Genomic DNA, 12,678 nt, shown 5'->3' on the forward strand with positions numbered 1-12,678 from the left:
CCCGCGCCCGGCTGCCCCGGTTACTGGCCGGCGCGCTGGCCGTGGCCCTCCTGCCCGCCGGCTGCGGCCTGCCCGAGGTCGCCGACCTGCCGCTGCCCGGCGGCCGGCCGGCCGGCCCCGGCTACACGGTCACCGCGGAGTTCACCGACGTGCTGGACCTGGTGCCCCGGGCCGCCGTCAAGGTCGACGACGTGACCGTGGGCAGCGTCGAGAAGATCTCGCTGGACGGCTGGCACGCCCGGGTCCGGCTACGCATCGACCGGGCGGTGCGGCTGCCGGCGAACGCCACCGCCGCCGTCCGCCAGAGCAGCCTGCTCGGCGAGAAGTACGTGGCGGTGTCCCCGCCCCCGGCCGAGCCGGCCCGCGGCGACCTCGCCGACGGCGACCTCATCCCGCTGGCCCGCACCACCCGCGGTGCCGAGGTGGAGGAGGTCCTGGCCGCGCTGGGCCTGCTGCTCAACGGCGGTGGCCTGGCCCAGCTGCGCACCATCAACGCCGAGCTGAACCAGGCCCTCGCCGGCCGCGAACCGGCGCTGCGGGACACCCTCACCCAGCTCGACACCTTCCTCGGCGGGCTCGACCGGCAGAAGGCCGACATCGTCCGCGCCATCGACGCCCTCGACCGGCTCACCGGCCGGCTGGCCCGGCAACGCCAGGTCGTCGGCGACGCGCTGGACTCCCTCGCACCGGGCCTGACCGTCCTGGCCCGACAACGCGCCCAGCTCACCAAGGCGCTCACCGCGCTCGGCCGGCTCGGCACCGTGGGCACCCGGGTGGTGGAGCGCAGCCGGGCCGACACGGTGGCCGCGGTGACGTCCCTGCAACCGATCCTGGAGCAGCTCGCCCGGGCCGGCGACGACCTGCCGAAGTCGCTGGACTTCATGCTGTCGTACCCGTTCCCGCCGAACGTCACCGGCGCGATCGTCGGCGACTTCGTGAACCTGTCCGTCACCGCCGACCTGGACGCCGCCAGCATCCTGGCCAACCTGGTGGCCGCCGCGCCCGCCCCGGCGCCGCGGACCTCCCAGCCGGCCACCCCGACGGCGCCCCGGCCGCCCGCCACCGGCGGCCCGGCGCGGCCCGGCGCCGAGCCCGGCGGCGGCATCCTCCCCGACCTTCCGCTGATCCGGTGCCTGCCCGACCTGAAGAACTTCCCCGCCATCTTCACCCCGCCGAAGGAGTGCGGGCTGCCGGAGGGCTGCAAGCTGCTCAAACCCGGCTCCAACGTGCCGCTGGGCGGGCTGCTGCTGCCCAAGGGCCTGGTGCCGCCGGGCACCGCGCTTCCCGCCGGCACCGAACTGCCCGACGGCACCGTGCTCACCGCCGACTGCGTGCTCCCGGTGACCGGCGCCGTCACCGGGGCGATCGGCGACCTGACCGACGTGCTCGGGGGAGGGCTGATCCCGTGATCGGACGCACCGTGAAGCTCCAGGTGCTCGCCTTCGTGCTGGTGAGCATCCTCGGCGTCGGCTACGTCGGCATCCGCTACGTGGGCCTCGGCGACCGGCTGTTCCACGCCGGCTACGTCGTCCACGTCGACCTGGCCCGCGCCGGCGGGCTGTTCGCCAACGCCCCGGTGACCTACCGCGGCGTGCCCGTCGGCCGGGTCACCGCGGTCGCCCTGCGCGGCGACGGGGTCCGCGCCGACCTGCGTATCGACCGGGGCGTCCGGGTTCCCGACGCGCTGCGCGCCGTGGTCGCCCAGCGCTCCGCCGTCGGCGAGCAGTACCTCGACCTGCGTCCCGACCGCGACGGCGGGCCGTACCTGGCCGACGGGGCGGTGATCCCGGCCGGCCGGACCGGCCTCCCGCTCGCCCCGGAGACGCTGCTGACCAACCTGGACGAGCTGGTCCGCTCGGTCGACCCGGACGACCTGACCGTGCTCATCACCGAGTTGGGCACCGCGTTCGAGGGCAACGAGCGGGCCCTGGCCCGCCTCCTCGACGCCGGGGACGCCCTGCTCGCCGAGGCGGACCAGCGACTGCCCGAGACCCTCGCGCTGATCCGCGACGCGCGGACCGTACTGACCACCCAGGCCGAGTCCGCCGAGGCGCTGCGCCGCTGGTCGGCCGGGCTGGCGCAGCTCGCCGGGGCCGAAGACCTCCAGCAGCACCAGCTCGTCGGCGATGCCGAGGGCGGCGGCGATCTCCGCCTGGAGGTCGCGGGTGCGGTAGAGGCGGTAGGGCTGGAAGACCACGATCAGCCGGCCCTCGCCGGCCACCTCGCGCAGCGTCTGCAGGGCCAGCGTCATCGAGGTCGGGTGGTAGGCGTACTCGTCGTAGACCAGCACGCCGCCCGCGACGCCCTTGCGCTCGAAGCGCCGCCGCACGCCGGGGAACGCGCCGAGCGCGGCCTCCGCCGCCGTGACCGGCAGCTCCAGCAGGTACGCGGCGAGCACCGCGGAGGCGCTGTTGAGCCCCATGTGCCGCCCCGGCACCGGGAGCCGGATCTCGCCCAGCGACCGGCCCTCGATCTCGGCCAGGTAGCGCACCCCCTGCGCGGAGGAGGAGATCCCGCTGAGCCTCAGGTCGGCGTCGGCGGACTCGCCGTACGTCCAGACCCGGCGCCCCTCGGCCCGCAGCGTCTCGGCCAGCCGGCGGCCACCCGGGTCGTCGGCGCAGGTGATGATGAAGCCCTCGGGGTCGGTGAGCCGGGCGAACTCGGCGAAGGTCGCCTCCAGGTTCGCCAGGTCGCCGTACGTGTTGAGGTGGTCCGCCTCGATGTTCGTGATGATCGACACGTACGGGCGGTAGATGAGGAACGAGCGGTCGCTCTCGTCCGCCTCGACCACGAAGTACTCGCCGGTGCCGTGGTGCGCGCCGGAGCCGACCTCGGAGATCTCGCCGCCGATCACGAAGGACGGGTCGGTGCCGGCCTGCTGGAGCACCATGGTGACCATCGAGGTGGTGGTGGTCTTGCCGTGGGTGCCGGCGACCGCGACGGTCCGGCGGCCGGTCATCGCGGCGGCGAGGGCCTCGGAGCGGTGCAGCACCCGCAGGCCGCGCCGGCGCGCCTCGACCATCTCCAGGTGGTCCTGCGGGATGGCCGAGGAGTAGACCACCGTGTCCACCCCGTCGAGGTTGGTCGCCTCGTGGCTCATGTGGATGGTGCCGCCGAGCGCCCGCAGGCCGGCCAGGGAGGGCCACTCCCGCAGCTCGCTGCCGGAGACCGGCAGGCCCCGGGTGAGGAAGAGCCGGGCCAGGCCGCTCATGCCGACGCCGCCCACCCCGATCAGGTGGATCCGGCCCAGGTCCTCCGCGGTCATCGTGCCGGCGGGGGTGAACTGCGCGGTGTTCATGGGACGTACCTTCCGGTCGCGGCGGCCCGCATCACTGAGCCTCCGTTGTTCGCGACTGCGGGGCTCGCAAGCTCACTCCTCGCGCTCACCGAGACACCGCCTCGTAGACGAAGTTCAGCAGGGCCACGTCGCCGTCGCGCCGGCCGTACGCGGCCGCGGCGGCGCCCATCGCGGCGAGCCGCTGCGGGTCCCGGATCAGCGGGATCACCGTGCGCTCCACCCAGGCCGGGGTCACCTCGGCGTCGTCGACGAGCAGCCCCCCGCCGGCCTCCACCACGGGCAGCGCGTTGCGCTTCTGCTCCTGGTTGCTGTGCGGGTACGGCACGTAGATGGCGGGCAGGCCGATGGCGGCCACCTCGGCGCAGGTCATCGCGCCGCCGCGGCCCAGCATGAGGTCGGCGGCCGCGTAGCCCAGCTCCATCTCGGACAGGTAGGGCAGGGTCACGTACGGCACCGGCAGGTCGGTGGGGACGGAGACCGGCTCGTTGCGGGCGCCGATCACGTGCAGCACCTGCACGCCGTTGCGGGCCAGCTCCTTGGCCGCCCCGGAGACCGCCAGGTTGATCGAGCGGGCGCCCTGCGAGCCGCCGGCCACGAAGAGCACCGGCAGGTCGGGGCGGAGTCCGAAGTGGGCCCGCGCGGCGTCGCGCACGGCGGCCCGGTCCAGCCCGGCGATGCCCCGGCGCAGCGGCACCCCGACCACCCGGGCGTCGCGCAGCGACTCGGCCTGCACCGGCTGGTGCGGGAAGCCGACCGCGATGTTCTTGGTGAACTTCATGCCGAGCCGGTTGGCCACGCCCGGCGGCACGTTCACCTCGTGGATGACGATGGGCAGCTCGCGCCGCCACGCGGCCAGGTAGCCGGGGACCGAGACGTACCCGCCGAAGCCGATCACGACGTCGGCCCGTACCTCGTCGAGGATCTTGCCGGCCGCGCGGGCCGCCTTCCACATCCGGTCCGGGGTGCGGACCAGGCTCATGTTGACCGAGCGGGGCAACTGGTAGGCCGGGATCTGGCGCAGGTCGTAGCCGGCCGGCGGGATCAGCTCGTTCTCCAGCCCCTTGGGTGTGCCGAGGCAGGTGATCCGGACGCTCGGGTCGTGTCGGCGCAGGCAGTCGGCGAAGGCGAGCAACGGGTAGATGTGTCCACCCGTACCGCCTCCGCAGAGCACCACCGAACGCAGCGGACCCATCAGCGTCTCCTCTCGCTCGCCGTGCCGGCGCGCGTCCGGTCGGACCGGACGCCGCGGGCCGCGGCCTGGTCGTCCTGCCGCCGCGGGCGGGACCGGGGCACGGACCCTCGGTCCGCCGGTGGCGACGCCGGTCGGCGGCGCCGGCCGGGAAGCGGCGGCAACGGGGCCCACACTAGTCGGACCCACCGGGCCGGCGGACGGGCATGCAGGGCTCGGGCCGCGTCGGGCTCGGCGCGCGCGAAGGAGGCGAGCATCCCGACCGCGGCCAGGGTCACGACCAGGGCGCTGCCGCCGTCGGAGATGAACGGCAGGGGTACGCCGGTCAGCGGCAGCAGCCCGGTGACCCCGCCGACGTTGATCACGGCCTGGCCGACCAGCCAGGCGGTCACCCCGGCGGCGGCGAGCCGGCGGAACGGGTCCTCCACCCGGCGGGCGATCCGCAGCCCGGTGTAGGCCAGCACCGCGAAGAGCACCAGCACGACCGTGCAGCCGACCACCCCCAGCTCCTCGGCGATGATGGCGAAGATGAAGTCGTTGTGCGCCTCGGGCAGCCAGCCGAACTTGGCGCTGCTCTTGCCCAGGCCGACGCCGAACCAGCCGCCGTTCTCCACCGCGAAGCGGGCCTGGACGAGCTGGTAGCAGTTGGGCAGGTCCAGCTCGAAGCAGGTCTTCGGGTCGGGCGGGTCGAGCCACATGGTGAGCCGCCCGAGCCGGTAGTTGTCGGCGTCCCGGGATCCAGACCCGGCGCCGAGGGACGCGGCGGCGACCAGCAGGCCGATCCCGGCCAGACCGATCGCGGAGAGGGTGGCGAAGACCCGCTTCCGCACCCCGGCCGCCCAGAGCATCCCGACCACCAGCGCGAGCAGGCAGAGCATGCTGCCCAGGTCGTTGTATCCGACCAGCACGAAGAGCAGGCCGACCACCGGGAAGAGCGGGGTGGCCAGCTCCTTCCACCAGCCGAGCGCGGCGCCCTTGCGGGCCAGCACGTGCGCGCCCCAGAGCACCAGGGCGAACTTGGCCACCTCGACCGGCTGCACCGAGATCGGACCGACGTAGAGCCACAGCAGCTCGGCCCGCAGCGGGCCGACCGACTTCACCCGGAACAGCGCCTCCAGCGCCACGAGCAGATTGAGGACCAGCAGGAGCGCCACGGCCACCCCGAGGAAGGGCCGGGACACCGCCCGGAACGTCCGGGCGGGCAGCCGCTGGCAGGCCCAGAAGGCGACGATCCCGATCACCGCGAAGATCGCCTGCTTGACCAGGGACGCGGTGGCGTCCCCCTCCTCGGCGAAGTCCTTCACGCTGGTGGCGGAGAAGACCATGGTCAGGCCGATCAGCAGCAGCAGGCCGGCGCTGGAGAGCAGCAGGTAGTAGGAGGCCAGCGGCCGGGCCAGCAGGCCGCGCAGCGCGGCCAGCCCGCCAGCCGCGTCCAGCCCCAGCAGCGGCCCCGGCGGGTCGGCCGGGCGGCTCGCGGCGGGCGGACGTCTGGCCTGCGTGTCGGTCGTGCCCTCGGTGTCTCTTCCCTCCCCCACCCGCCCATCATGGCGGCTCGACCCGCCCGCCCGTGGCGCAACCGCCCGGTCGGCGTGTCGGAACGCGAAACGGCGGGACCCCTGGTAACACCGGGGGATCCCGCCGTGACGCAGCGGCAGCGCGGTCAGCTCACCGCGGCGAGGAACTCGCTGTAGAACAGGCCCAGCGCGATGGCCACCCCGATGCCGGCGATGATCCAGAACCGGACCACGATGTTGACCTCGCTCCAGCCGGCCAGCTCGAAGTGGTGCTGGAGCGGCGACATCCGGAACACGCGCTTGCCGGTGGTCCGGAACGAGATGATCTGGATCACGACGGACATCGTGATGATCACGAAGAGGCCGCCGATGATCGGCAGCAGCAGGATGGTCCGGGTGGACATCGCCATGCCGGCGATCAGGCCGCCCAGGCCCAGCGCGCCGGTGTCGCCCATGAAGATCCGGGCCGGCGAGGTGTTCCACCAGAGGAAGCCGACGCAGGCCCCGGCCGCCGCGCCGGCGATCAGCGCGATCTCCAGCGGGTCCCGGACCGAGTAGCAGTACGCCTCGGTGTAGTTCGGGTCGGCGCACCAGTGCCGGTACTGCCAGAACGCGATGAGCGCGTACGCGGCGAGCACCATCACCGAGGCGCCGGTGGCCAGGCCGTCCAGGCCGTCGGTGAGGTTCACCCCGTTGGTCGCCGCCATCACCACCAGGATGATGACGATCACCGCGCCGACCTTGCCGATCTCCAGGGCCGGGATGTCCCGGATGAAGCTCAGCATGGTGCTGCCGACGGTCTCGGTGTTGGTCGCGTTGCCGCTCACGTCGGTCATGCTGCTCGGGAAGTAGAGCGCCACGATCCCGAAGATCGCGCCGACCACGATCTGGCCGGCGAGCTTGCCGCGCTTGTTCAGGCCGCCGCTGTGCCGCTTGCGGACCTTCAGGAAGTCGTCGATGAAGCCGACCGCACCGGAGAACACCATCAGCCCCAGCAGCACCAGCGCCGTGATGGTCGGCTCGACCTGGGCGATCTGCGCGTCCGGCAGGGTGGTCAGGGCCAGGTGGCCGGCGACGTACGCGATCACCGTGGCCAGGATGAAGACCACGCCGCCCATCGTCGGCGTGCCCTTCTTGCCCTGGTGCATGGCCGGGCCCTCGGCCCGGATCGGCTGGCCGGCCTTGAGCCGGGTGAACACCTTGATCGCGATCGGGGTGCAGAAGAGCGAGACCAGGAAGGCGACCCCGATGGCGACGATCACCGCCCTCATGCGGCCGAACCTTCCGCGGCGTCCGCGCGCAGCGCGTCCGCCACCTCCCAGGTGCGGTACCGGGAGCCCTTCACCAGCACCACGTCACCCGGACGCAGCTCCCTCCGCAGCACCTCGACGGCCGCCGCCTGATCGGTGAGCAGCACCGACTCTCCTCCCCAGTTGCCTACCGCTGTCGCGCCTTCGTGGATCGGCGCCGCCGGCTCGCCCACCACGAGCAGCCGGTCGACCCCCAGCTCGGCCGCGAGCCGGCCGACCTGGTGGTGCCCCTCCCGTTCGAAGTCACCCAACTCGGCCATGTAGCCGAGCACCGCGACGGTACGCCCCGTCCCCCGCATGCTGGCCAGCGCCCGCAGCGCCACGCCGGTGGAGGCCGGATTGGCGTTGTACGAGTCGTCGATCACGGTCACCCCGTCGGGGCGCTCGAACACGTCCATCCGGCGGGTGGAGACCAGGCCCAGCTCGCCCAGGGCCACCGCCAGGTCGGCCAGGGGCAGCCCCAGCGCCCGGGCGACCGCCGCGGCGGCCAGCGAGTTGGACACCTGGTGCCGGCCGGTCAGCCCGAGCCGCACCGGCGCGCTCCCCTCCGGCGTGACAAGGGTGTACGACGGCCGGCCCCGCCCGTCCACCGTCACGTCGACCGCGCGCACGTCGGCCCGCTCCGACTCGCCGTACCGGACCACCCGGGCCTCGGTGCGCGCCGCCATGGCGTCGACCCGCGGGTCGTCGGCGTTGAGCACGGCCAGGCCGTCGGCGGGCAGCGCCTCGACCAGCTCCCCCTTGGCCAGCGCGATGGTCTCCACCGAGCCGAACTCGCCGAGGTGTGCCACCCCGACGTTGAGCACCACGGAGATCCGCGGCGGCACCACGTCGCAGAGGTAGCGGATGTGCCCCACCCCGCGGGCGCCCTTCTCCATCACCAGGTAGCGGGTCTCCGGGCCGGCCTGCAACGCCGTGTACGGGTGCCCCAGCTCGTTGTTGAACGAGCCGGGCGGCGCCACGGTCGGGCCGAGCCGGACCGCGAGCTGGGCGATCAGGTCCTTGGTGGTGGTCTTGCCGGACGAGCCGGTCAGCCCGATCACGGTCAGCCCGGGCAGCCGGTCGACCACGGCGCGGGCCAGCCGGCCCATCGCGTCGAGCGCGTCGCCGACCAGCACCATCGGCACGCCGGGCACCTCGCGGGTGCCGAGCACGGCCACCGCGCCGGCACCGACCGCGCCGGCCGCGTAGTCGTGCCCGTCCACCTTCTCGCCCGGGAAGGCGACGAAGAGGCCGCCGGGGGTGACCTTGCGGGAGTCGAACTCCACCGAGCCGGTCACCCGGGCGTCCGCGTCGGCGGCGACCAGCCGGCCGTCGACCGCGGCGGCCACCTCGGCCAGGGTCAGCGGGATCATCGCTGCCCCACCAGGTCGCCGAAGCGGGCGCGCAGCGCCTCCGCCAGCTCCACCCGGTCGTCGAAGGGCAGCACCTCGCCGTTGACCTCCTGGCCGCGTTCCTGCCCCTTGCCCAGCAGCGCCACGATGTCCCCCGGTTCCGCCACCCGGACCGCCTCCTCGATCGCGGCCCGCCGGCCGGGCGCCTCGATGATCCGCGCGCCGGTGCCCGCCGCGTACGCGCCGGCCAGCACCTCGGCCCGGATCGTGGCCGGGTCCTCGGTGCGCGGGTTGTCGTCGGTCACCAGCACCACGTCGGCGCCCCGCGCGGCGGTGCCGCCCATCACCGGCCGCTTGCCCCGGTCCCGGTCGCCGCCGGCGCCCAGCACGCAGATCAGCCGGCCGTCGGTCAGGCCCCGGAGCGCCGCCAGGACCGCCTCGATGGCGTTCGCCTTGTGCGCGTAGTCGACCACCCCGCGCACCGGCGCGTCGCCGCTGACCAGCTCCAGGCGGCCGGGCACCCCGCCGCAGGCGGCCACGCCGCGGGCCGCCGTGGCCGGGTCGACCCCGGCGGCCACCAGGATGGCGACGGCCAGCAGCGCGTTGGCCACGTTGTGCCGGCCGGGCAGGGCCACCCCGGTGGGCAGGGCCAGCCCGTCCGGGCCGTGCAGGGAGAAGCGCTGCGCGTAGCCCTCGCCGCCGATCCCGTCGGCCCACCAGGTGGCGCTCGGGTCGCCGGCCGCCGAGTAGGTCACGGTCGCCGGCCTGCGCAGCGGCCGCAGCGCCGGGTCGTCGTGGTTGAGCACCTCGACCCGGCAGCGCCCGTCGAAGAGCTTCGCCTTGGCGGCGAAGTAGTCCGCCTCGTCGGCGTGGAAGTCCAGGTGGTCGGAGCCGAAGTTGGTGTAGCCGCCGACGTCGAACCGGACCCCGCCGACCCGGCCCATGGCCAGGGCGTGGCTGGACACCTCCATGACCACGGTGTCCACCCCGCGCTCGCGGGCCACCGCCAGCATGGCGTGCAGGTCGGTGGCCTCCGGGGTGGTCCGGACGCTGTCGATCACCAGGTCGCCGAGGCGGGTCTCCACCGTGCCGATCAGGCCGGTGGTGTGCCCGGCGGCGCGCAGCCCGGACTCGATGAGGTAGCTCGTGGAGGTCTTGCCGGCGGTGCCGGTCACGCCGATCATGGTCAGCCCGGCGGTCGGGTCGCCGTAGACGGTGGCGGCGATCTCGCCGAGCACCGCCCGGGGGTCGTCCACCACCAGCACGGGCACGCCGGCCCCGGCGGCCAGCGCGACGCCGGCCGGGTCGGTCAGCAGGGCCACGGCGCCCGCTCCGGCCGCCGCGGCGGCGAACTCCGCGCCGTGCCGGCGGGCCCCGGGCAGGGCCGCGTACAGGTCGCCGGGGCGGACCTCCTGGCTGGCGTGGGTCACCCCGGTGACGGCCACCTCGGCGGCGCCCTCCGGCGGCGCGACGGCCAGCCGGGCGGCGAGGTCGCCGAGCCGGACGGGATTCACGGTGGCGGGACGTGGATTGCCGGGCACGGCGTCAGACCCTACCCGGTCGTCCGGTTCCGACCGCACAGCCGCCCCGGTGGTTCGTCGCCACTCACCGATGATGTCCCGCCGTGCCGGCTCAGTGCGGAAAGACCTCGAACTTCGGGGACTTGTCGGTCGCCGAGGGCGGCACCCGGTAGTGACGGAGGGTGAAGCCCATCATCTCCCGGAAGGCCGGGGCGGCCACCGCCCCGCCCTCGCCGCCGGGGCTCCAGACGAAGACCGCCACCACGTACCGCGGCTTCTCCGCCGGGGCCATGCCGATGAACGAGCCGACCTCGCCGGGCTGGAGCTTGCCGTTGTCGTAGCGCAGGCCCGTGCCGGTCTTGCCGGCCACCCGGTAGCCCGGCACCGCGGCGGCCAGGCCGGTGGCCCGCCCGTCCGGGCCGTCGACCGTGGTGACCGCCTCCAGCATGCGGCGCAGCGCGGCCGCGTTGGCCGGGCTGAGCACCGAGCGGGTGACCGGGGTGGCGCCGGGGGTCTTCTTCCCGTCCGGGCCGATCACGTTCTTGATCAGGTGCGGCTGGACGTACGTCCCGTCGTTGGCGATGGCGGCGTAGGCGGCGGCCATCTGCAACGGGGTGGCGTCCACGCTGTGCCCGATCGGCACCGACCCGTACGACGAGTCGCTCCACTGGTCGGCCGGGAGCAGCCGCCCGCCGGCCTCCCCGGGCATGCCCTCGCCGGTGGGCTGGCCCAGCCCGAACCGCTTCTGGTAGTCGATCAGCCGGTCGGGGCCCAGCTTGTCGGCGATCTCGATGGTGCCGACGTTGGACGAGAAGGCGAGCATCCCCGGGATGCTCATCTTCTGCCCGTTGGCCGGGTGGGTGTCGCGGAAGGTGGTGTCGCCCTTCTGGATGCTGTTGGCCACCGGGAAGGTGGTGTCCGGCGCGATCACGCCCTCCTGGAGGGCGGCGCCGTAGGTGATCGCCTTGTGGATCGAGCCCGGGTCGACGATGAAGCTGGTGGCCGCGTCCTCGCGGTCGGCCGGGGAGTTGACCTTGGTGGGGTCGGCCGCGTTGTAGCTGGGGAAGCTGGCCTGGGCCAGCACGTCGCCGGTGCCGACCTCGATGATGATCGCGGCGCCGACGCTGCCCCGGGTCCGGGCCATCCCGTCGGACAGGATCCGCTGTGTCTTGAACTGGAGGTCGCGGTCGATCGTGAGCTCCAGGGAGCTGCCCGGTTGGGCCGGGGTGGTCTGGCTGTAGCCGCCCGGGATCGGTGCGGCCAGGTCGCCCTGCCCCACCTCGTACCTCTTCTTGCCGGCCTTGCCCTCGAGCGCGTCGTCGTACTTCGCCTCCAGCCCCTCCAGTCCGTTCATGTCCTGGCTGACGAAGCCGATGAGGTTGGCGGCCAGGTCGCCGCCGGGCACCTCGCGCCGCTCGTCGCGGTGCACGCCGATGCCGAACAGGTCCAACGCCATGATCTGCTTGGTCCGGTCGATGTCGACGCCGCGCGCCAGGTACTCGAACTGCGACCAGCCGCCGCCGGGCAGCTTGCGGGGCCTCATCTTCTCGGCCAGCTCCGAGGCGGGCACGCCGAGCAGCGGGGAGAGCAGCTTCGCGGTGGCGACCGGGTCCTTGACCTGGGTGGGGTCGGCGAAGACGTACCGCGCCTCGACGCTGTGCGCCAGCGGGGCGCCGGTGCGGTCGTAGATGGCCCCGCGCGGGGCCGGCAGCTCGACCACGGCGAGCCGGCTGGCGAGCCCGCCGTCGGCGTACGCCGGGGTGCTGACGGTCTGGAGGAAGACCAGCCGGATGCCGATGGTGGTGAAGAGCGCCAGCACGAGCAGCGTGCCGAGCCGCAGCCGGCGGCGCGGGTCGGCGAGCTTCGGCGGGCGGCGCGGCTTGCGGACCGGCCGGCGGGCGGCGGCCGGCCGCGCGGGACGCCGCGGCCCGGGTCGGCGGCGCGGCGCGGGCGCCTCGTCGTCGTCGAACGGCTCGCGCACCGGCCGGGCGGAGACGGTACGCCCGGGCGTCGGAGATGCCGTTGACGCCCGGCTCCCGGGGCTCCGTACCCCGGGACGAGCCGCGCCGGGAGCCCGTGGCATCCCGGCGCGGTTCATCCGATCTCGGCGGCACTGCTCAGCCTCCGTTGCCCTGCTGGCTGGTGATCGCCGGCGCGCCCTCCACGGGGTGCGGAACGCCGATCACCTTCCCGTCCGGCAGCCGGATGTAGGCCAGCTCGTCCGAGTCGACCAGGCCCAGCTTGCGGGCGTTGGCGGTCAGGTTGCCCGGCGCCTTCTGGTCGGCGATCTCCTTCTCCAGCTGCTGCTGGTCGACGTCGAGCTTGGCCTGCTGCTGCTGGAGCTTCTCCAGCTTGAACGCGTTCTCGTTGATCTTGGTGTTGACCGCCAGGATGCCGAGCACCCCGCCGACCACGAGCACCAGGATGAGCCCGACGAACGGCGCCCGCGGCACGCGGACCGGCGGCGGCGGGGCGACCCGCAGCCGCGGCGAGGTCGCGCCGGCGGTCCGGGC

The 12,678-nt window shown here is 74.2% G+C and carries 8 protein-coding genes and 2 pseudogenes; 2 read left to right on the top strand and 8 right to left on the bottom strand.

Translation table 11 applies throughout. The features are described from left to right. Positions 1-1,409: MCE family protein (locus tag B0E53_RS40220; RefSeq protein ID WP_281492907.1), on the top strand; the 1,409-nt coding region annotated here is incomplete at its 5' end. Positions 1,410-1,489: 80 nt separating this feature from the next. Continuing rightward, positions 1,490-2,080 (top strand): annotated as a pseudogene (locus B0E53_RS39635) (MCE family protein); the annotation flags it as partial. On the opposite strand, the pseudogene murC reads toward B0E53_RS39635, so the two are convergent. From murC to B0E53_RS25210, 8 genes and pseudogenes are all read right to left on the bottom strand, one after another. Further along, positions 2,069-3,298: pseudogene (gene murC / locus B0E53_RS37840) on the bottom strand (UDP-N-acetylmuramate--L-alanine ligase); the annotation flags it as partial. The pseudogenes B0E53_RS39635 and murC overlap by 12 nt on opposite strands. A gap of 85 nt (positions 3,299-3,383) precedes the next feature. Further along, complete coding sequence (gene murG / locus B0E53_RS25180) at positions 3,384-4,490, bottom strand: undecaprenyldiphospho-muramoylpentapeptide beta-N-acetylglucosaminyltransferase (RefSeq protein ID WP_107078314.1); 1,107 nt, start codon at positions 4,488-4,490, stop codon at positions 3,384-3,386. Further along, on the bottom strand, positions 4,490-5,905 hold the full coding sequence (locus tag B0E53_RS25185) for a putative peptidoglycan glycosyltransferase FtsW (RefSeq protein ID WP_210406202.1): 1,416 nt from the start codon (positions 5,903-5,905) through the stop codon (positions 4,490-4,492). Before B0E53_RS25185 ends, murG begins: the two co-directional genes overlap by 1 nt. Before the next feature lie 242 nt (positions 5,906-6,147). Next, positions 6,148-7,272: a phospho-N-acetylmuramoyl-pentapeptide-transferase gene (gene mraY / locus B0E53_RS25190; RefSeq protein WP_091320337.1), complete on the bottom strand. Its 1,125-nt coding sequence runs from the start codon at positions 7,270-7,272 to the stop codon at positions 6,148-6,150. Then, positions 7,269-8,666 (bottom strand): UDP-N-acetylmuramoyl-tripeptide--D-alanyl-D-alanine ligase, encoded by a 1,398-nt coding sequence (gene murF, locus B0E53_RS25195; RefSeq protein ID WP_107078316.1) that lies wholly within the window; start codon positions 8,664-8,666, stop codon positions 7,269-7,271. Before murF ends, mraY begins: the two co-directional genes overlap by 4 nt. Then, positions 8,663-10,225, bottom strand: coding sequence for a UDP-N-acetylmuramoyl-L-alanyl-D-glutamate--2,6-diaminopimelate ligase (locus B0E53_RS25200; RefSeq protein ID WP_210406201.1), 1,563 nt, complete (start codon positions 10,223-10,225; stop codon positions 8,663-8,665). Before B0E53_RS25200 ends, murF begins: the two co-directional genes overlap by 4 nt. A gap of 52 nt (positions 10,226-10,277) precedes the next feature. Continuing rightward, positions 10,278-12,146 carry a penicillin-binding protein 2 gene (locus B0E53_RS25205; RefSeq protein ID WP_246835580.1) on the bottom strand — a complete coding sequence of 623 codons (1,869 nt, stop codon included), beginning with the start codon at positions 12,144-12,146 and terminating at the stop codon, positions 10,278-10,280. A 136-nt stretch (positions 12,147-12,282) separates the two neighbouring features. After that, a partial coding sequence (locus B0E53_RS25210; RefSeq protein WP_107078318.1) for a hypothetical protein occupies positions 12,283-12,678 on the bottom strand: 396 nt, incomplete at its 5' end.

The organism is Micromonospora sp. MH33 (assembly GCF_003013775.1).
In the GTDB taxonomy this organism is placed as follows: Bacteria; Actinomycetota; Actinomycetes; order Mycobacteriales; family Micromonosporaceae; genus Micromonospora; species Micromonospora fulviviridis.